This is a genomic window from Bacillus cereus G9842 (genome assembly GCF_000021305.1).
GTDB lineage: Bacteria > Bacillota > Bacilli > Bacillales > Bacillaceae_G > Bacillus_A > Bacillus_A thuringiensis_S.
In genome coordinates, this window is sequence record NC_011772.1 from 1,973,615 (window position 1) to 1,994,489 (window position 20,875).

Sequence of the window (20,875 nt, forward strand, 5' to 3'; positions counted from 1 at the left end):
TGAGACAGTTGAAAAGGAGCAGTGAACACGGATGGAGCAACTATTAGTATTGACTTATGGAGACAAAATATATAAGTGCACATTACATCCAAATGAGCAATCAATAGTGTCGATTGGAAAAGAGTGGACAAATGATATTACGAATCCAAGTTTAGAACAAGAAATAGAGTTAAAGTGGAATAATGAAGTAAATGCTTGGATGGTACAGGATCAATTAATAGAATTCAATAAGGAAGTTGAGATTGGAAAAACAAGAGATGTGAGCTTGAAAATCTTTATATCTATTATTGGCACAACTAAAGTGTTTGATATCGGAACGAAACTTTCTCTTACAGTGAGTCGAAACGATTACGATGATATTTCTATTACCGGGACTAGTGTAGATTTAATGCTATCTCGCGAAACGTTGTACGATTCTTTTAAAGTGAACGTGTATGGCGGGGATGTATTTCATAATTATACGAAGTTAAAAGATAGCGTTATGTTGGAATCAGGAGACGTATTATATTTTGATGGTATTTTATTGGAGATTGGTAGTGAAGACATTCAAGTACTTTCTTCAGAAGATAAAGTGAAATCTGCGTTACCTATTTTAGTAGAATCAGAAACGAATTATCAAAGTGGTTATCCAGACTATCATCGTTCACCACGTATTATTTACCGTGAACCAGAAGAGAAAATGACAATTGCAAAGCCTTCAAGTATGCCATCAAAACCAACGGAGCATTTAGCAAGAATCATTGCACCTTCACTTGTCATGATTGTCGTAACTGTATTACTTGCTATTTTCATGAAATATGGAATGTTTATTATCGCATCGATTGCGATGACATTAGTAACAATCATTGTTTCTGTCACATCGTATATTAAAAATTTGAAGCAATATAAAGTCGACATTGTTGAACGAGATAAAAGCTATAGAGAGTATATAAAACAAAAAACGAAAGATTTACATGCAGAAAGTGAAAAACAGCGTCACGCATTACATTATCACAATCCAAATGTAGAAGTAATACGTAATATGGCAGTTCAAGTAAATCCTCGAATTTATGAAAAAACAATGTTACATCATGATTTCTTAACATTTAGCGTTGGAACAGGACAAGCTAATACGAGTTTTGAAATTCAATTTAATGAAGAAGAATTTAGTCAAACGAAAGATGAATTAATTGATATAGCACGTGAACTAAGACAGCGTTATCTATCATTGGAAGATGTACCAGTTGTAACAGATTTAATGAATGGACCAGTCGGTTATATTGGTCAACGCTCTTTAGTGTTAGAGCAATTACAATTATTAGTTGCACAAACGGCTTTATTCCATAGTTATTATGACTTGCAGTTTATTACTATTTTTCCGGAAGAAGAAAAAGAAAAATGGGATTGGATGCGCTGGTTACCTCATGGAAGTGTTCGCGATATAAATGTACGTGGATTTGTATACCATGATCGTAGCCGTGATCAAGTGTTAAATAGTTTGTATCAAATATTGAAAGAACGAAAATTAAAACTAGATGAAAAAAGTTCTACTAATGAAAAAATGTACTTTGCACCGCACTATGTCGTTCTCATTACAGATGAAAAACTAATATTAGACCATGTTGTTATGGAATTCTTTAATGATGATCCGAGTCAATTAGGTGTATCACTTGTATTTGTACAAGATGTTATGCAAAGTTTACCGGAGCATGTGAAAACGGTAATAGATATAAGAGATGCAAAACAAGGGAACATCATCTTAGAGCAAGGAGAGCTTGTTAACCGTCAATTTAAACTAAATCATGTGCCAAAAGGGTTCAATTTAGAAGATATTTCAAGGGCATTAGCACCATTAAATCATTTGCAAAACTTAAAAAATAGTATTCCAGAAAGCGTAACATTTTTAGAAATGTACGGCGTTGAAAAAGTAAAAGAACTGAATATTACAAGTCGCTGGGAGAAAAATGCAGCGCATAAATCTTTAGCTGTACCACTTGGATTACGTGGGAAAGAAGATATCGTAAACTTAAACTTACACGAAAAAGCACACGGACCACACGGGTTAATAGCAGGTACAACAGGTTCAGGTAAATCAGAAATTATACAATCGTACATTTTATCTCTAGCAGTTAATTTCCATCCGTACGAAGTAGCCTTTTTACTAATTGACTATAAAGGCGGCGGTATGGCGAATTTATTCAAAAACTTACCGCATTTATTAGGAACAATTACGAACTTAGATGGAGCACAAAGTATGAGAGCGCTCGCATCAATTAAAGCTGAATTACAAAAAAGACAACGATTATTTGGGGAAAATGATGTAAACCATATTAATCAGTATCAAAAACTGTATAAAGAAGGCTTAGTAAGTGAACCGATGCCACATCTATTTTTAATTAGTGATGAATTCGCGGAACTGAAGTCAGAACAACCAGAATTTATGAAAGAGTTAGTTTCAACAGCGCGTATCGGTCGTTCACTCGGAATCCATTTAATATTAGCTACGCAAAAACCGAGTGGTGTTGTAGATGATCAAATTTGGAGTAACTCGAAATTCAAACTAGCACTAAAAGTTCAAAATACGTCAGATAGTAATGAAATTTTAAAAACACCGGATGCTGCTGAAATTACATTACCAGGACGTGCTTACTTACAAGTTGGGAATAATGAAATTTATGAATTATTCCAATCAGCTTGGAGCGGAGCAGACTATGTAGAAAACAAAGAGGATAAAGAACATTTAGACGCAACAATCTATGCAATAAATGATCTAGGACAATATGAAATATTAAGTGAAGATTTAAGTGGACTTGGTAGCAGTAAAGAAGTAATAAGCGTACCATCTGAACTGGATGCTGTTATTGACTACATTCACGATTACGCAGAAATAAATGAAATTGAAGCGTTAGCTAGACCGTGGTTACCACCACTTCCAGAAAGCGTATATTTACAAGACTTACATGCAATTCAGTTCAAAGAAGCATGGACGAAAGAAAAGAAACCATTACAAGCAACAGTTGGTCTACTAGATCAGCCTGAATTACAATCACAAACACCATTAACATTAGATATTAGTAAAGACGGACACGTAGCGGTCTTCTCAAGCCCAGGCTACGGAAAATCAACATTCTTACAATCAGTCATTATGGATATAGCTCGTCAGCATAGTCCGGAGCATTTGCATGTGTATTTAGTGGACCTTGGAACAAATGGTCTTCTACCTTTAAAAGGATTACCTCATGTAGCGGATACGATTACGATTGACGAATCTGAAAAATGTTTAAAGTTTGTTGAAAGATTAACTCAGGAAATGAAAAATCGTAAACGATTATTAAGTGAATATGACGTTGCAAATATTGAAATGTATGAAAAGGCAAGTGGGAAAGAAATACCACATATTATTATTGCAATCGACAATTATGATGCAGTAAAAGAAGCGAAGTTCTATGAAAGCTTTGAAATGCTAATTATGCAAATTGTCCGAGATGGTGCAAGTTTAGGAATTCATACCTTAATTAGTGCAGGGCGACAAAATGCACTTAGAATTCAATTGTACAATAATATTAAAATCCAAACTTGCCTATATATGATTGATCAAAGTGAAGTAGCTAGTATTGTAGGGAGATCTGATATAAAAGTGGAAGAAACAGCAGGAAGAGCGTTAATAAAACTAGAATCTCCCACATTATTCCAGGTTGCATTACCTACGAAAGCAGAAGATGAATTACAGCAAATTCAATTATTACAACAAGAAGCAAATGATATGGACCGAGAATGGGATGGAGAACGTCCGAAGGCAATTCCAATGATGCCAGAAATTATTGATATTGCTACTTATCGTAAAAATAAAGACGTTACAAAAGCTCTACAAGCAGCAAGAATTCCAATGGGGCTTGATTTTGCAAACGTAGAAGTTGTAGCTCATGATATTGCAGTGAATGATCATTTAATGATTTATAGTGTAGATGATAGTATGAGAAAACAAATTGTATCTAGCATCCTATCTCAATTGAATAAAGATTATTTTGAAAGTGTGACGTTGGTGGATACAGCAGAGTATAGTTTCGTTCAATATAAAGACGATGTGACGCACTACATTGTAGACGAAAATGAAATCAATATGCATGCGAAGTATTGGATGGAAGTAATTCGTGAACGAGCTTTTGAATTAGCACAAGCAAGACAAGAAGGTAGAGAAATTCCTGCATTCACAAAACAACTCATTATCATGACAAATGTTGAAGAGTTTAGTAAATTTGTTTATTTAGAAATGGAGGATGCAGCGACTTTAATTGATTTATCTCGTACAGTAGGTATTTACTTTGTATTAGCAGGTCACCACGACTACATGGACCGAAATCGTGAAGCTCTACCTATGAAAATGAGAAGTAAGCTAACAGCAGCAATTATCGCAATGCCATTAAATGATCAAAGTATCTTCAACATAAAATATATAAGCAACGAAGCGCCATTAGGTAAAGATGAAGTGTATTACTATCAAAAAGGGAACATAATGAAACTAAAAATGCCTAGAGTAACTAACGAGGTGACAGTATGAAATTAAAGAAGAAAGTTAAGGTGATGATAGTCGTGTCAATAGTGGCAAGTTTATTAAGTGGATGTGGTTTTGGGGAAAAGCAAATAGATTATAAGCCATTTGTCAAAGCTTTGGATGAAGGTGACATGAGAAAGGTTATGTCTGCGAGTGATGATGGGTATGCGTATGTGAAGGAACGGGTTATTGATTTTACGACAGAAAAAAATGGTGATGACAGAATTCATAATACACTATATCAAACTACTGAAGGTATATATAATTTGAAAGAAAATTTATTGTATGGAGAGACCACTCAAAAAATAACAAGTGATATTAAGAACATAAAAGATAGACATAAGGATAATAAATATAAAGAAGAAGAAAAATATAGCACTAGGTTCATGTATAAAGATAGAAAGGGTTACAGTACTGATTCGAGCTTGGATGTTTCACATGTAAAACTAATTTTTAATAGATTGCAAGGTGTTGGGAGTTTACAACTGAAAGTAGATGGAAATAAAAAGAAATTTAATGAACCAAATACAGTTGGTTTTACGTTAACGGAATCACAATTTCAAGAAATAATTAACGATAAATTGAATTTGCAATATGATAGTTTTGAAACAGCATCAATTGTATTTAATTTTAACGATTCTAAAGATACGAAACAGCATCCAATGCAAATAATACAATTAATAATTTCAATTGTATATGAAAAGAAAAATAGTGAGGGAAAATTATTAACACATACTCAGCAAATATCTGTGAATTTTAGTAGTAAAAAGGATAATGATCAGGAAGCCAAGCAAGATTATGTGAATTATGAAAAGTCTTTTCAAAATAATAAATCATTCTAAGGGAGCTGATTTTTTTGAAGAAAGGTGTGGAAAAAAAAGAGGATTTAAGAATAAACTCTGATATGGGAAAGTTAGAGCTCGCTGGGCAAGATATATATAATTTTAGAGATGGCAAAGAACCGTATAATAATATTGGGGAGGATGCCGAAGAGAAAAACGAAGATCTCTTAGAAAAAAAATTTAATGCAAGACTAATAGATTCAGCAGAAGATAAAGACACCGGATTTGCTGCTTACGCATTTAAAGATAATAAAACAGGAGAAGTTATTATTTCATATGTTGGGACGGAACCTGGAAAAGACAACAATAGTGATGTAGTAGTAGATGCAGAGATAGGTGTTCACAATTTAACAAATGCAAATAAATTAGCATTTAGTAATTGGGAACATGAATTAAAAGTAAAACAATATGACCAAGGAGAGGCATTTTATGAAAAAATGAAACAATATGCTAATGGTAAAACTATTAGTATAACAGGACATTCTTTGGGCGGAGGTATTGCAAATACAGTAGCATTAAGGCATCAAAAAGACGATATTGATGTTTTAACACTAAATCCAGCTCCAGTTTTAAATCGAGATGTAGATAAATTCGGTAATGGGTTTGATATGAAAAATGTTCGGAATATCATTAATCAGAATGATCCTCTACATATTGGGATAAAGGCAGCAGACTTCACACTTCCAGGAAGAATGTATAAAATTCCGAATCAAGCAGGACACTCATATGCTTTTACAGAGAAGGATTATGATGAGAATGGACATCTAATATGGATTGATAAACTAACAAGTGATAATGACACGGGGTGGGATGCTATCCCGGGGTTTCTGGAATTTGCTCAATCTGCTGGGGCTATTTACACAGGAACTATACATGATGTATTTCATAGAAAAGTTTCTATACATGAAGAAAAGATAGCTGGAGTTACACTTAATTTGATATTAAGTGCAACGCCAATTTCTACTATTATAAACGGAATATTAGGTTACTCGGACATTGTACAAGGTAGCAAGGAGCTTGAAAAGCTAAAAGATAAAGTTCAAGAAGGTTTTTCAAGATTAAATACAAAGTATGAAGGGCTAAAATCTCAAATTACAGCAGAAGCAATCCAATTTAGTATAATGGCTACAGTTGAAATAAAAGGAGCGATAGATATCGCTGTAGAATGGATTGAAACAACTTTAGCGAAATGTAAGGAAAAAGTTTTAGAAGTATTAGAGTCTGTATTTAATACTGCTATAAATTTTTTAGCTGGAAGTGTTGTAGTATATTTAGCTACAAGTGAAATTTTAGAAATTGCAAAAGAAGTTGCAGCTTCTTACGTGCAAGATTTACTAGATTTGTTTAAAGGAGATTTTGTAGTTGATACAAATGTAGCTGCAATTGTATCTGAACATATATTAAGTCATCGTCACTCATTGTTAAATCTTTTTATGAATGACAACAGCAGGGGGATAAACCGTTCTTTATTAGGTGAAATTGCTAAAGATGTGAAGGAGTTATCAAAAGATTTAAAGCAATTAAACGACGATGTTTCAGAAGCGGTATTTTCTATGTTTGCAAAAGACGAAGAATTAGGAGCAGTTTCATATTATTAAAACTCCAAGTTTATAAATTTAAAAGAGAGGGGAATGAAGGTGGATTTACATACAATAATGTCAAGAGTTCATAGTACATTTCCAGCTAGTGGTGGACGAGAACAAATTATAAACGTTGTAGTGCAATTGGAAAAAGCAGCTGCATCTTTAACGGGGGATATTAGAAGGTTAGAGAGTAGTATTGATAGCACATTACAAGGAAAAACACGTGAGGCATTTATTGATCGTATCCGTCAATTAGAGAAAAAAAGACAAAAAATAGAAGAGAAAATTAGCGTACTAAAAGGGACAGTGAATTAATATGAAAGACTATATGGATAAAGTATTACCTTTAGGCAGTGTTGTAAGATTGGGTCTTAAAGAAGAGGAAGATGTGGAGTATGTAATCACTACGAGAGGTTTATTACTTGATGAAAACACATTCTATGATTATGGTGGAGTGTTGCATCCAGTGGGTTTAACCGAAGAAACGTATAAATTATTTAACCACACGGATATTGCAGAGGTTAAATTTGAAGGGTATCGAAATAAAATTGAAGGTCAATTCGCAGCTAAGTTTAAAATGTGGCGAAATGAGTTTGTTGAAAAAGTAATTGAAAAAAATAAAAAGCAACAACAAGCACAAGAGTTAGAAATAAAGGGAAAAAAAGAAATTTAAAAGGAAATAAGCTTTCCTCTTCCAAAAATGGAAAGAGGAAAGCTTATTTTGATTGAATAAGGGTGTCAGTATGAAGTTAAAGAAGAAAGCTAAGATGATAATAGTTCTGTCAATAGTAGCAAATTTATTAAGTGGATGTGGTTTTGGGGAGACGAAGATAGAGTATGAGAGATTAGTAAAGGCAGGTGATATGAAGACGGTTATGTCTGCGAGTGATGAAGGGTATGTGTATGTGAAAGAAGAGGTTAGGGATAGCACTTTTATTGAGGATAATAATAAGCAAATAGGAGTAGTTTATCAAACAACGCAAGGTATTTATAGTATTAAAGATAATATTCTTTTTGGTGAGGCACAAAAGAAAGTCAATACTCCAGTTGAGGATGAAAAACATAGTGACAACCCACAATATAAAGAAGAAGTTGTATTCAAGTCAGATATAAGATACGAAAATGGACAGCTAGAAGCTTCAAATCGAGGGAAAGATATGTCTAATATAAAATTAATGCTTAATAGAGTGCAAGGAATAAAAGAATTGAAACCAAATGTGAATAAAAAAAGCTTCAGCCAACCAGCTACGATAAGCTATAATTTATCAGAAATTCAATTTAAAGAGATATTTAATGGGAATTTAGAATTAAAGTATGAGAAGTTTAGTTATGCAACACTACTAATTGAATTTAATTCTGCTAAGGATACAAAGGAAAATCCGATGGAAATAACAGAGATAACAATTTCGATAGGCTATAAACAAAGAAATGAAGAAAATAATATGATTAGGCATGATCAAGAAATAACAACATATTTACGTAATAAAGAAGAAAATAATCGGAAATCAAAAAAAGATTATTTACAATATGAAAAGAAATTTAAAGAAAGCCATTAATATATATAAGGGGGAGAATATGGCGAACGAGGAAGATTATAAATTAAGTAGTGATGTAGGAAAATTAAGATTATCGGCAAGAGATATTTATGATTATAATGCACAAGAAAAAATATAATAATTCTGATCCAATAATAAATAAATGAATAAATAAATAGAAATTACAAGACAACTTTAATGCTAATCTTATAGTTTCTGATGATATTCATTCAGTAACTGGATTTGGGGCATATGCTTTAGAGGATAGAAACACGCATGAAATTTTCATTGTATACGTTGGAAACCAACCGAGCCAAATAGGCTATTTAGCAACCGATGGAGCAATTTGGCTGCATAATTTAACTAATTCACCTATATTGGGGTCATTAGCGGAATTTCAGTATAGTCAAGCAGAAAAATTTTATGAAAAAGTCAAGGCGGGTAATAAAGGAAAGAAGATAACTTTACTAGTGCACTCTTTAGGTGGCGGAGCAGCGAATACAGTTGCATTAAGACATCAAGAAGATAATATAAACGTATTAGCTTTAAATCCTGCGCCTGTTTTAAATAAGGATGTGGTTAAGTACGTATACGGGACCAATATGAAGAATTGCCGCAGTCTTATAAATGAATATGGTCCTTTGGATGGCGCCATTAAAGCCACAGATTTTGTAATACCTGGACAGGTTTATAAAATGGAAAATGGGGATATTTCGGTATTTTTATAGTTAGGAAAAAGTTATTCTAAAAGGAGTATGTTGGGTGAATCATAGACGTAAGAAAAAGAAACCGAAACAAATAAGAAAAGAAGCTGTTCAGATAAAACCGATAGTAGAAGAAAAACCACTAAAGAAGAGTAGCAACAAGTTAATTGATATTCTCCTAGGTATTCTTCTTTTCCAAATTTTTATATGGGCTGTCTTGGAAGGTTCTACAACACAAGTAAGCAAAGGGAAGACTTTCCTTATTATCGTTTTCTTTATCTTATTGCAATAGGGTTATCTATGATAGGAAACAAATAAGGGGGAGTTCAGATGTTTAAGAAGAAGGAGAAAAAAAACATTTACGTTAGACTGGTAAACACACAAGGGGAAATCATTCGAGAGTTTAATTGTACAGAAAAAGACTTGCGAAAAGTAAAAGGAAATGGTGCTGAAATTCGTTTGGTTGGAGACAACTCATATGAGATGGTAGCAACCGATGAACAACTAGAACAACTAGCAAGAGCTGAAGCAGAAATCGAAGCGGAAATTAAGGCATGGGAAGATGCTTTAAATGAGAGTTTGGATGAACGCGAAGAAAGAGAAGCGAGACAGAAGGAATTGAAAGAAAAGAATAAATGGAGTACAAAGAAGAAAGTAATCGTATTTGGACTGATACTCTTTGTATTTATTGGATTACCTATTATCGAAGGGTATCAAAATAGTAAATTAGTTGAAGAAGGTACATCATTACATGCAGAAATTGTAGGTAGGCATGTAGAGAAGGAATTCATGTTTACACACCCCACATTAGTAGTTGAGGTAGATGGTAAAAAGCATAATGTATGGGTAAGTGAAGAGACATATAACGGAGCAGAGTGGTTAGGTAGACTAAAAGTCATCAAAACAAAAGATGGTAAAGTTGAGAAAGACCCTAGATATGAGGGGGAAGACTTAATTACGAGTTATTAAGCAGTATGTTTTTAATATTCGCTGCTCAAATTAAATAACATTATTATTTGCAAAAATCGAATCCATTAAAATAAAAAACAAATTTTAAATAACTGTAATAACCTCCTAGCATATTGTTGATGGGAGGTTATCACCTTTCTGAAGATAAAATTAAAGCTATATTATCTCGATACAATTGTGATGACAGTAACGTTTTTACTAAGTGAGTGCAATTTCAGAGAAACAAAAATAGAGTATGAGGGATATGGTTAAGTGAAAGAGAGAAGAATATTTAGAGCTTTTGAGGAGAAAGAAGGCTATTTGAACTATCAAAAGTATTCTGATTATGTACGGTAATTAATATAGAGATAATATTATCTGAATATAGTTACACAAAGATGAATGTACTTAAAAAGTTAGGAATGTAATGGGATTTTAGTGAATGAAAATTATTTAAACTGTATAGAAGGTGAAAAGTCAGGATGTGGAATATAAAAGAAGAAGATTTAGATAAGTTTAGGATGACATGTAATGATCGTTTAAGTCCTGAGGGTGCTACAGGATTTATGTTTGGAGGAATACTTTATAGTTCAATAGCCGTCTTTTCTATTATTGTATCAGGTGATTGGGATTACTGTATGGTTCTCCTTAATATAGGAATTGTTAAGCTGGAAGTGTTGTTATATGCTCTGCAAGTAATTTTTTTCATTTTATATTTATTTCCAAAAGCTCAATTTAAATTTCAAAAGCTACAAACACTTGTCGTATTATTATACGCACTTCAAATGGCTACTATATTACTTACAGTTTTAGTTGTTTCTGAAATAGCTAATAATTCAATGGATCGTATTACGTTGAATTATGTATGTTTGCTATATTTAGGAGCAGTAATTTTTCATATTGTAACAACAATAGATACATTTAAATTGGCAAGTGAAGGTGCGTTTAGTATGGATGAAAGATCCGTATCCTTTTTTAGTAAAACAAAAGGAACTATGATGAAAGTTGCTTCAATATACGCATTAATCATTCTTATTTTGATTTATTTTCATAATGATTATGCGTTTGATACTTTTATTGGATATGTAATAGGAACTGTTTTAATGTATACGATAGCCATAGGAGCAGCTGAATTTCAACTATTAGCATATTGCAGATTTAAATTTCCATCATTTAATAAAACGTGGGAGCAACATAAAAGAGAGACTCCAAGATATCGAAAGAAAAATAAAAAAAGTAAATCGAAACGTAAGGCATAAAGAAAGTGTGTATTGTAAGTTTTGATGATGAAAAAGTAATAATTTATAGGAGAGTATTTGAACTACGAAAAGAAAATTTACTTATGTAAGGTGATAAAAGTGATTAGTAGGTTATCTAATTGAAAATATAGAGTGGGTAGTGTGATGATGAAATGAACAAAAAAAGGGTTTCTAAAATGATTACTATCATAATAGCAATCAGCCTATTACAAGCATGTAGTTTTTTTGAAAAAAAGATAGATTATGAGCCGTTTGTCAAAGCTTTGGATGAAGGTGACATGAAAAAGGTTATGTCTGCGAGTGATGATGGATATGCGTATGTGAAACAAAGAGGTATATATAGTACATATGAGCAAAAGGAAGATGGAGAGCACAGTAAAACAATTTATCAAACTTCGAAAGGTATATATAATACGAAAGATAAAAGTTTATATGGAAATACAACACAAGAAATTACCTCGAAAGTAGATAATAAAAATTATAGAGAAGAAGTTAATTATAGTACAAATATTAGTTATGAGAATGGACAGGTACAAAGTACGGATTCAAGTCTGGATGTTTCATACGTGAACTTAATTGTAGATCGTTTAAAAGGGATTGGGAAACTAAAGATGAAGCCAGGAGATGATATAAAAAAGTTTGGTCAGCCTAGTACTGTTGGATATAAACTAACTGAATCAGAGTTTCAAAGTATTATTAATGATAAGTTGAAAATACAATATGATGAATATGGTGGTGGATCGATCGCACTGCATATTGAGTTTACAAAGGGTTCAGAGCAGATATTGGAAGTAAGTATTGTAATGAATTATAATAAGAGAAATGAAGAAGGAAAGTTAGTAGAACACATATCACAAATACATACATATTTTGATAGTCACCAAGGTAATAACAAAGATGCGAAACAGGAATATATTGATTTTAAAGCAAAGTATAATGAGACACAGTAATATTTAGAAGGGCATTTGTACGGAAAGATAATAGCGATATAAGTGTGATAAGTGTTTCATAAATATAGTGGAAAGAATTTGAGGATAAAAGCCCCAATTGCTGGAGTAGATGCAACTGGGGCGTTTATCCCGCTTTAATGGGCAGTAAGACCCCCACCTCAAAATGCAGCGAAAGCAAAGAAGTTAGGTGGGGGATCAACTGCCCATAAAAGTCCGATTGGTTCAACTAATAATCAGTGGGGGATGGAGAAACCCCCCCACTGATTAAAGTTTCACTTTATCTGTCTAAATTTAGTTTGAATGCATACCATTTTTTAGTTAGAGTCCTCGCTCCTCAAGTAGTTTCTTCATAATAACGGTGTGAAGTTTTTGTGTAATCGGCTTTTATTGCTAAGTTACAACTATTTCCTCTTATAGAGTACTTCTTATTATCGATACATCGTCCACATTCCAATGTCTTTAAATCCTAGTCGTTTATAAATTCGTCCAGCAGCTGGATTGTTATAAAATAAACAAAGTGTTCGGCCTTCTTTCGTAAAGTCTTGGATCATTTTTTGTAATATGAGTGAAGCGTAGCCATTTCCGCGATAATTCGGGTGTGTACATACACCAACTACCATAGCGGATAATGAATTTTCAGCGGAAGTAGAGGCGGATGCGATGATCACGCCATCTTTTTCAATATAGTATGTGCGTCCTGTATTTGTTTTGATAGTCTGACTTAATATTTTCTCTGATTCATTGGTAGTCGGAAATTCAGCGATGTCACTTCGTAATTTCATAATTCGTTCTATATCATCGAGTGAGGCAAGTTTAATTGTTTCATGAATTGGTGTGCTAGGTAAGTTGTTGTCATTTAGACATTCGCAAAAATACATTTCATTTTTAGTACCTAGTTGTATATTTGAAGCAGTTTCAAATTGTTCTACGATAGTCGACTTACCAGAGAGTTTAAGTGGCTTATATGCGGAAAGAAGTGCCTCATAATCAGTGGTAATAAATTCTTCTTTACTATAGGGTATAAATGAATCGTGGAATCGGAGTAGAATTGATTTTAATGTTCCATTCTCTTTAAATACTCCCCATAATTCTTGAAAATCTGTGTCATAACCGAAAGCTTCAATATCTCCAATAATAAACAAGTTAAGGGCTGCTTCTTCTTTTAGATAAGCGAATACTTGTTCATGATCTTTCTTTGTTAATTTTCGCATCATAACGAATCGACCTCTTTTTTATTTTTCTAAATATTACAACTTAAGTTTTTTGAAATCAATATAAAATTTTATGTTTAGTTCACAAACTTTCGGAAAAACTAGGAAAGATATGACAAAGGAGGTTATGAACGGTGGATCATCCAATTCAAGGGTTAATGAAAGCAGCAATGGAAAATTTAAAAGAAATGGTTGATGTAAATACGATTGTTGGAGAGCCTGTTCAAACGGCTGACGGTGGTGTGGTGTTAACGGTTTCTAAAGTAGCGTTCGGTTTTGGAGCAGGAGGTTCTGATTTCCAAACGAATGATGGACAAAGAGCGAACGGTAACGCTGCATTTGGTGGCGGTAGCGCGGGTGGTGTTTCGATTACACCAGTAGCATTTCTTGTGGTGAATAAAGATGGAGTAAATATTCTTCATTTACAAAATGCGACACATTTAGCAGAAAAAATGATTGAATTAGCTCCGCAAACAATTGATAAAATTCAATCGATGTTCCAAAAAGAAGAAAAGAAAGAGGGAAATCATCATCCTCAAAACCCTGATGAAATCCTTTAAAAACGCCTGCTTATGAGCAGGCGTTTTTTCTTGTAATCACTATGTAATAAAACACATGAAATTGTAAATAGTTTTTGAAGTTTTTTCTATGTTTCTAAAATTTTTCATGTTAAAATATGCTATAGAATTGAAACATATAAAACGAAGGTGGCTAGGTGCTTTGTCTGGAGGATCTGACCAAGTAAAGAATATGATATATATTAATGGTAATCGTCGAGGTCATTGTTTTATTACATCAGGAATTACGTTTAAAGAGTTTGCGAGTAACATCCCTTCACCGCTTCATCAAGTGTTGCTTTTGAAGCACAACTTTGAATGGACGGATTTTCATTATCATACTTTATTTGAATATGTTGAGGAAGAAAATATACATAAGTTAATTCAAGCAGAGATTGATGAATTTGATGAATTTTGTTGGGTAGATTTTGATGATGCAAGCGATTTAGATGAATTAGAGCCGAAAGAAATTGCAGAATTATTATATTTGGCTCACAAAAAAGAACCACTTGCAAGAACATTCTTTCCGCTGTTGAAAAATCGATTTGTTTATTTTTCACATGATGACGGATGGTACAACAAAGTGTATTATCGTAGAATTGCTGATTTTGTAGGAATGTTAAGTAAAGTCATTCCGTATAAACTCGGTGCTTTCGGTAAGAAACGTTTTTCTTTCTTCCAAAAATCAAAAATTTTCCCAGCAATTTCAAAAGAATTGATCATGGGGCTGATTCCACTAATGGAAGATGGTCTTTACATAGATCTAGCAGGGAAGATTGAGTCAAGAAGAGGTCTTGAAATTCCGGTATATGTAGTTGGTTCGTATGAAAGTACGGATGAGGTGTTAGATAATATCGATGAATTGAAAGAGGAAGCAACAGAAACAGGTTGGCTCATTTTTGATAAGAAAGAACAAGAGTGGCAATGGGTTGTTGACTAAGAAAACTTGGCGTATGAAGTCAAGTTTTCTTGTCATTTGAAAGGAGTACAAATGAAGAAATATTATACAATTGTGGGTATTATAAGTATTATTCTCGTGGCAATATTACTTATAACTTGTCCGAAAGAATCAGATTTTAAAGTGTATGTAGAGGATAAGTATGCGTTGAATTGTAATGAGAGTAGTTTTGAATGCACGCAAAATGTAGATGGTAAAAAAGAAAAACTACAATTTGAAAGTACAGATGCACGAAATGGTGTATTCTTTATGACTGTAAAGCAAACATTTAAAACAGAAGCTGGTGTTTCAAAAGAATATAGCGGAGTAGGAATGTTTGGTACATTTCTTTTTGTTTCAGAGAAGACTTTCTAGTAATAGAAGGTCTTTTTTTTATGCTTATGTTCATATAGATGAAGTAAGACAAGCATAGGAGGGATAGCGATGAAGAACACATGTATCGTTTGCGGTGGTGAGGAGTTTTTTTCCTCAACGTTATATGCACGTACGAAACAAGATTGGGCATATGCACCAAACATGTATCGATTTGAAAAAGTATTTATTGAGCATCGAGATGAAGAAAATTATCCAGTGTTTCAAGAAATTACAGCGAAACATTGTTGTGGATGCGGTCATATTATGTTGTATCATGAATGAACACACCAAGTATAACTTGGTGTGTTTTTTTAAAACGCTGACAAAGCAAGCGGATAAAGTAAAGTAAATAAAACAGAAAAACTACCAAAGCCAATTGCTGTATATCCAAGTGTTCTTGCTCCGAAATTGACAGCTAATAGGCCAACTAAAATTGCTAGGGAGCCGAGCGTAACGGGATAAAAAGCAATGGAGAATAACGAAAGAAATAAGGCGACATAGCCTACCATTGTGCCGGTATTTGTACCTTCTATCTCATTTGCAATTTCTTTACGCTTATGTCTAATTGGAATGCCAGCTGGTGATATTTCAGCAGCATACTCTTCGTTTTTTTCACCACTTTTAAAATGATGATTTCTCTTTCTTCGCATGTACATCCCTCTCTTTCAATTGGGTGTATCTATAGTATCTTTCAAAATGAGAAGAGCATGAGTATGAGTTAAACCCAAGTAAAGCAAAAATTGGAGAATACGCATTCCATCGTTAACATATCCATCTCCTATTGAAGATAAAGTGTGGAATTTTTTCCACTAGGACTGATTATCAGCCAGCGACAATTGGATTTTTATGAGCAATTCTCTCCCATTAACTGGTCCGCATCCATTGAATTTTGGGGTAGGTGTCTTACTGCAAGCGGGATAAAACAGGAATTTTGGAAAATGATGTAGAATGAAATGAATGATAATACGTGAAGGTAGGGGAATGTATGACAACATTTAATTGGCATGAATCAGCAGAGAAGAAATGGGATAGTAGTGCGGAGTTTTGGAATCAAAATAGTCAGGAAATGTGGGATAGCGGGAGTAGGAGCACAATTATTCCGTTTTTTGAACAATACGTGAAGAAAGAAGCACAAGTGCTCGATGTTGGTTGTGGTGATGGGTACGGTACATATAAATTAAGTCGCGCAGGCTATAAAGCAGTGGGAGTAGATTTATCGGAAGTGATGATTCAAAAAGGTAAGGAGCGCGGAGAAGGACCAAATTTATCTTTTATAAAAGGAGATCTTTCTGCATTACCATTTGAAAATGAGCAATTTGAATCAATTATGGCAATTAATTCTTTAGAATGGACGGAAGAGCCATTACGAGCGTTAAATGAAATAAAGCGTGTGTTAAAGAAAGATGGATATGCATGTATTGCAATTTTAGGACCGACAGCAAAGCCACGAGAGAACAGTTATCCTCGCTTGTATGGAAAAGACGTTGTTTGTAATACGATGATGCCTTGGGAATTTGAACAGTTAGCGAAAGAACAAGGTTTTGAAGTTGTAGATGGCATCGGCGTATATAAGCGCGGAGTAAATGAGAAGATGCTAGGTCAACTACCTACAGAGTTACAACAATCGTTAACATTCTTATGGGTATTTATGTTAAAAAACGTATAAAGAAATGAAAGAATTTTTAGGAGGTAAATAAGTGCAGAAAATACAAAAAACTGATACAATATCATCAGAACCAATTAAAGGGGGACTAGGGTATATGACAACTACTACAACAGTGAAATCCGATATTGAAATCGCACAAGAAGCGAGTATGAAGAAGATTCAAGAAATTGCAGCTGATTTAAATATTTTAGAAGATGAATTAGAGCCATACGGGCATTATAAAGGTAAGTTATCTCTTGATATTTTTAAGCGCTTACAAGATGAGAAAGACGGTAAAGTTGTTTTAGTAACAGCGATTAACCCAACTCCAGCTGGAGAAGGTAAATCAACAGTAACAGTTGGTTTAGGTCAAGCTTTTAATAAAATTGGTAAGAAAACAGTAATTGCACTTCGTGAACCATCTCTTGGACCAACGATGGGATTAAAAGGTGGAGCAGCAGGTGGCGGTTTTTCACAAGTCGTACCAATGGAAGACATTAACCTTCACTTTACTGGAGATATCCATGCGATCACAACTGCCAATAACGCATTAGCAGCGTTTATTGATAATCATATCCAACAAGGAAACACACTTGGAATTGATACGCGTAAAATCGTTTGGAAACGCTGTGTTGACTTAAATGATCGTGCCCTTCGTAATGTAGTAATTGGTCTTGGTGGACCTGTACAAGGTGTACCACGTGAAGACGGTTTTGACATTACAGTAGCATCTGAAATTATGGCCGTGTTCTGCCTTGCAACAGATATTCAAGACTTAAAAGCACGTCTATCTCGCATCGTAGTTGCTTATAACTTTGCAAATCAACCTGTAACGGTTAAAGATTTAGGTGTAGAAGGTGCGTTAACGCTATTATTAAAAGACGCATTAAAGCCAAACTTAGTACAAACGTTAGAAAATACACCAGCTATTATTCATGGTGGACCATTTGCGAATATTGCTCACGGTTGTAACAGTGTTATCGCTACGACAATGGCAGCAAAATTAGGTGATTATGTTATTACAGAAGCTGGATTCGGTGCTGATTTAGGCGCTGAAAAGTTTTTAGATATTAAAGCCCGTGCAGCTGGTATTAAACCAGAAGCAGTTGTTATTGTTGCGACTATTCGTGCGCTTAAAATGCATGGCGGCGTTGCAAAAGATCAATTAAAAGAAGAAAATGTAGATGCATTAGCAAAAGGTATGGAAAACTTACAGAAGCATGTTGAAACAATTCAAAGCTTCGGTGTGCCTTTCGTAATTGCAATTAATAAATTCATTACAGATACAGATGCAGAAGTTACATACTTACAAGAGTGGTGTAATGAGCGTGGCTATGCAGTATCCTTAACAGAAGTTTGGGAGAAAGGTGGCCAAGGCGGAGTTGATCTTGCTGAAAAAGTACTAAAAGAAATCGAAAAAGGTGAAAACAACTACGCACCACTTTATGAATTAGAATTACCCTTAGAAGAAAAAATTCGTACAATTGCTCAAAAAGTATATGGCGCAAAAGATATTGAATTTGCTCCGAAAGCACGTAAGCAATTAGCTCAATATGAAGGAGAAGGTTGGAGTAACCTACCAGTTTGTATGGCGAAAACTCAATACTCTCTTTCTGACGATGCAACAAAATTAGGTCGTCCATCTGACTTTATCGTTACAATTCGTGAGTTAAAACCATCTATCGGTGCAGGCTTTATCGTTGCGTTAACAGGTACAATGTTAACAATGCCAGGTCTTCCAAAACAACCAGCAGCACTTCAAATGGATGTAAATGAAGATGGAAAAGCAGTAGGTTTATTCTAAAAGGTTGTAATTCATCTCGTTTATCTGTAAACTATATATACATCAAGTGGCGCCTTTCCATCGAAAGGCGCCTGTTTTTTGGAGGAAATTATGTTTGATCCAACTGCTTTTGACAATTTAAAAGTAATCGTAGAAGGTGCTGTGTATGATTTTGATCTACATGGAGATATTCTTGTAACAGATCGAAAAGATATGATGAACCTTGCTTCATTAAGTCGTATATATCATATCTCATTTCAATTAACAGAACCGTTTGAACCATTAGTAGAAGCAACATTTTCATTATCTGTGGATGCAAAGAACTTGTCTGGTGAAATACTAGAAGTGCCTCAGTTTACACCAGGTTGTGAAATGAAGCTAGCATTTTCATTCCCGTTAGAACAACCAGAAGTAGGATGCGAAGAAATTGAAACTTTAATGCGTTCTATATGGGGAAAAGAAAGAATGATTATGCAGAAAGTTTCATACGAATATAATAAGCAAGCGATTTCATATCATAATAAGGTAGAGGTTCTATTTCAAAAAGCGATTACAGAAGACCATGTTGATGATTTAATAGCTGTTATTTCACACATGATAGAAACGGTGCGAACAATACAGCATTTTCTTCAAAAATAGAGATAAAGGAGAAAAACAAATGATAAAAGATATGCAACCATTTTTACAAGAAGCTTGGGAGAAGGCTGGTTTTAAAGAATTAACTGAAATTCAAAAACAAGCGATTCCAACTATTTTAGAAGGACAAGACGTTATAGCTGAATCTCCAACTGGAACAGGAAAAACATTAGCGTACTTATTACCCCTTTTACATAAAATTAATCCTGAAGTAAAACAGCCACAAGTTGTTGTTTTAGCACCAACACGTGAACTTGTCATGCAAATTCATGAAGAGGTTCAAAAGTTTACAGCAGGAACTGAAATTTCAGGGGCATCTTTAATTGGTGGTGCAGATATTAAGCGCCAAGTTGAAAAATTAAAGAAACACCCGAGAGTAATTGTCGGTTCACCAGGACGTATTTTAGAATTAATTCGAATGAAAAAGTTAAAGATGCATGAAGTAAAAACGATTGTATTTGATGAGTTTGATCAAATTGTAAAACAAAAGATGATGGGCGCAGTACAAGATGTAATTAAATCTACAATGCGAGATCGTCAATTAGTATTCTTCTCGGCGACAATTACAAAAGCGGCAGAAGATGCTGCACGCGATTTAGCAGTTGAACCACAATTAATGCGTATAACACGTGCAGAGTCAAAAAGCTTAGTTGAACATACGTATATCATTTGTGAGCGACGCGAAAAAAATGATTACGTAAGAAGAATTATGCATATGGGCGATGTAAAAGCAGTTGCTTTCTTAAATGACCCATTCCGTTTAGATGAAATTACTCAGAAATTGCAATTCCGTAAAATGAAAGCAGCAGCTCTTCATGCAGAAGCAAGTAAGCAAGAGCGTGAAGCGACGATGCGTGCATTCCGTGGTGGGAAACTAGAGATTCTCCTTGCTACTGATATTGCAGCACGCGGTATCGATATTGATGATTTAACACATGTAATTCACTTAGAGTTACCAGACACAGTAGACCAATACATTCACCGCTCAGGACGTACTGGACGTATGGGTAAAGAAGGAACAGTAGTTTCTCTTGTAACAGAACAAGAAGAACGTAAATTACTGCAATTTGCGAAAAAACTAGGCATCGTATTTACGAAGCAAGAAATGTTCAACGGATCATTCGTAGAAACGAAACCGAAAGCACCAAAGAAAAAGAAACCAGCATTTACTGGGAAGAAAAAGCCTAGATAAATAATGGGGAAGGCGTAACTATTTGTAGTTACGTCTTTTTTTATTTGCAATTGAATAATACAAGGAGGTTTATTAATGGTTATTAAAATGTATCTATCATCATTTTTTAAATCAACATATGTAAAAGGAAGTAATATAAAAAAAAGTCGAATATTAAATTGATGCGAAATAATAAAAAGAAGGTACA

At 34.0% G+C, this 20,875-nt stretch carries 18 protein-coding genes and 4 pseudogenes; 20 read left to right on the forward strand and 2 right to left on the reverse strand.

Going from position 1 to position 20,875, the window contains the following annotated elements; translation table 11 throughout:
• Positions 1–31: 31 nt before the first annotated feature.
• From BCG9842_RS32015 to BCG9842_RS10030, 12 genes and pseudogenes are all read left to right on the forward strand, one after another.
• Positions 32–313 (forward strand): annotated as a pseudogene (locus BCG9842_RS32015) (FtsK/SpoIIIE N-terminal domain-containing protein); the annotation flags it as partial.
• Positions 308–4,537, forward strand: a pseudogene (gene essC / locus BCG9842_RS09980) (type VII secretion protein EssC); the annotation flags it as partial. The pseudogenes BCG9842_RS32015 and essC, both read left to right, overlap by 6 nt.
• Positions 4,534–5,373 (forward strand): DUF3952 domain-containing protein, encoded by an 840-nt coding sequence (locus BCG9842_RS09985; protein ID WP_000768496.1) that lies wholly within the window; start codon positions 4,534–4,536, stop codon positions 5,371–5,373. The pseudogene essC and the gene BCG9842_RS09985, both read left to right, overlap by 4 nt.
• Positions 5,374–5,387: 14 nt before the next feature.
• A complete protein-coding gene (locus BCG9842_RS09990) occupies positions 5,388–6,971 on the forward strand; it encodes a lipase family protein (protein ID WP_000715953.1) in 1,584 nt (527 codons plus the stop codon).
• A 39-nt stretch (positions 6,972–7,010) separates the two neighbouring features.
• Entirely contained in the window at positions 7,011–7,271 is a 261-nt protein-coding gene (locus tag BCG9842_RS09995; RefSeq protein ID WP_000363098.1) for a hypothetical protein, read from the forward strand.
• 1 nt (position 7,272) lies between these two features.
• A complete protein-coding gene (locus BCG9842_RS10000) occupies positions 7,273–7,629 on the forward strand; it encodes a DUF4176 domain-containing protein (protein WP_000656384.1) in 357 nt (118 codons plus the stop codon).
• Between the two features lie 70 nt (positions 7,630–7,699).
• Positions 7,700–8,512, forward strand: a complete 813-nt coding sequence (locus BCG9842_RS10005) for a DUF3952 domain-containing protein (RefSeq protein WP_000768453.1) — start codon at positions 7,700–7,702, stop codon at positions 8,510–8,512.
• 19 nt (positions 8,513–8,531) lie between these two features.
• A pseudogene (locus tag BCG9842_RS31900) lies at positions 8,532–9,216 on the forward strand (lipase); the annotation flags it as partial.
• Between the two features lie 37 nt (positions 9,217–9,253).
• Positions 9,254–9,513: pseudogene (locus BCG9842_RS10015) on the forward strand (hypothetical protein).
• Between the two features lie 12 nt (positions 9,514–9,525).
• Positions 9,526–10,164 carry a hypothetical protein gene (locus tag BCG9842_RS10020; RefSeq protein WP_000473572.1) on the forward strand — a complete coding sequence of 213 codons (639 nt, stop codon included), beginning with the start codon at positions 9,526–9,528 and terminating at the stop codon, positions 10,162–10,164.
• Between the two features lie 461 nt (positions 10,165–10,625).
• On the forward strand, positions 10,626–11,402 hold the full coding sequence (locus BCG9842_RS10025; RefSeq protein ID WP_000267129.1) for a hypothetical protein: 777 nt from the start codon (positions 10,626–10,628) through the stop codon (positions 11,400–11,402).
• 176 nt (positions 11,403–11,578) lie between these two features.
• Positions 11,579–12,352, forward strand: coding sequence for a DUF3952 domain-containing protein (locus BCG9842_RS10030; RefSeq protein ID WP_000628346.1), 774 nt, complete (start codon positions 11,579–11,581; stop codon positions 12,350–12,352).
• Between the two features lie 428 nt (positions 12,353–12,780).
• On the opposite strand, the gene BCG9842_RS10035 is transcribed toward BCG9842_RS10030, so the two are convergent.
• The gene (locus BCG9842_RS10035) at positions 12,781–13,566 is read right to left on the reverse strand and encodes a GNAT family N-acetyltransferase (RefSeq protein ID WP_000984758.1); all 786 of its coding nucleotides are present in this window, start codon (positions 13,564–13,566) and stop codon (positions 12,781–12,783) included.
• Between the two features lie 131 nt (positions 13,567–13,697).
• Between BCG9842_RS10035 and ytfJ the strand changes: the two genes are divergently transcribed.
• The 4 genes from ytfJ (at position 13,698) to BCG9842_RS10055 (ending at position 15,714) form a co-directional block, all read left to right on the forward strand.
• Positions 13,698–14,123, forward strand: coding sequence for a GerW family sporulation protein (gene ytfJ / locus BCG9842_RS10040; RefSeq protein ID WP_000349986.1), 426 nt, complete (start codon positions 13,698–13,700; stop codon positions 14,121–14,123).
• Positions 14,124–14,283: 160 nt separating this feature from the next.
• Positions 14,284–15,060 (forward strand): oxalate:formate antiporter, encoded by a 777-nt coding sequence (locus BCG9842_RS10045; RefSeq protein WP_000014087.1) that lies wholly within the window; start codon positions 14,284–14,286, stop codon positions 15,058–15,060.
• Positions 15,061–15,111: 51 nt separating this feature from the next.
• Positions 15,112–15,432: a hypothetical protein gene (locus BCG9842_RS10050; RefSeq protein ID WP_000761171.1), complete on the forward strand. Its 321-nt coding sequence runs from the start codon at positions 15,112–15,114 to the stop codon at positions 15,430–15,432.
• Between the two features lie 69 nt (positions 15,433–15,501).
• Positions 15,502–15,714, forward strand: coding sequence for a hypothetical protein (locus BCG9842_RS10055; RefSeq protein ID WP_000798747.1), 213 nt, complete (start codon positions 15,502–15,504; stop codon positions 15,712–15,714).
• 29 nt (positions 15,715–15,743) lie between these two features.
• Here the strand turns inward: BCG9842_RS10055 and BCG9842_RS10060 are convergent, their stop codons facing one another.
• Positions 15,744–16,082, reverse strand: a complete 339-nt coding sequence (locus BCG9842_RS10060; RefSeq protein ID WP_001253202.1) for a hypothetical protein — start codon at positions 16,080–16,082, stop codon at positions 15,744–15,746.
• Between the two features lie 335 nt (positions 16,083–16,417).
• Here BCG9842_RS10060 and BCG9842_RS10065 point away from each other — a divergent pair, with 335 nt between their 5' ends.
• The 4 genes from BCG9842_RS10065 to BCG9842_RS10080 all read left to right on the forward strand — a co-directional run bounded on the left by BCG9842_RS10065 (position 16,418) and on the right by BCG9842_RS10080 (position 20,688).
• Complete coding sequence (locus BCG9842_RS10065; protein WP_000206579.1) at positions 16,418–17,098, forward strand: class I SAM-dependent methyltransferase; 681 nt, start codon at positions 16,418–16,420, stop codon at positions 17,096–17,098.
• Positions 17,099–17,192: 94 nt separating this feature from the next.
• Complete coding sequence (locus BCG9842_RS10070) at positions 17,193–18,881, forward strand: formate--tetrahydrofolate ligase (RefSeq protein WP_014482011.1); 1,689 nt, start codon at positions 17,193–17,195, stop codon at positions 18,879–18,881.
• A gap of 90 nt (positions 18,882–18,971) precedes the next feature.
• Positions 18,972–19,499, forward strand: a complete 528-nt coding sequence (locus BCG9842_RS10075) for a hypothetical protein (RefSeq protein WP_000460231.1) — start codon at positions 18,972–18,974, stop codon at positions 19,497–19,499.
• A gap of 19 nt (positions 19,500–19,518) precedes the next feature.
• Positions 19,519–20,688 carry a DEAD/DEAH box helicase gene (locus BCG9842_RS10080; RefSeq protein ID WP_000588598.1) on the forward strand — a complete coding sequence of 390 codons (1,170 nt, stop codon included), beginning with the start codon at positions 19,519–19,521 and terminating at the stop codon, positions 20,686–20,688.
• Positions 20,689–20,875: the final 187 nt, after the last annotated feature.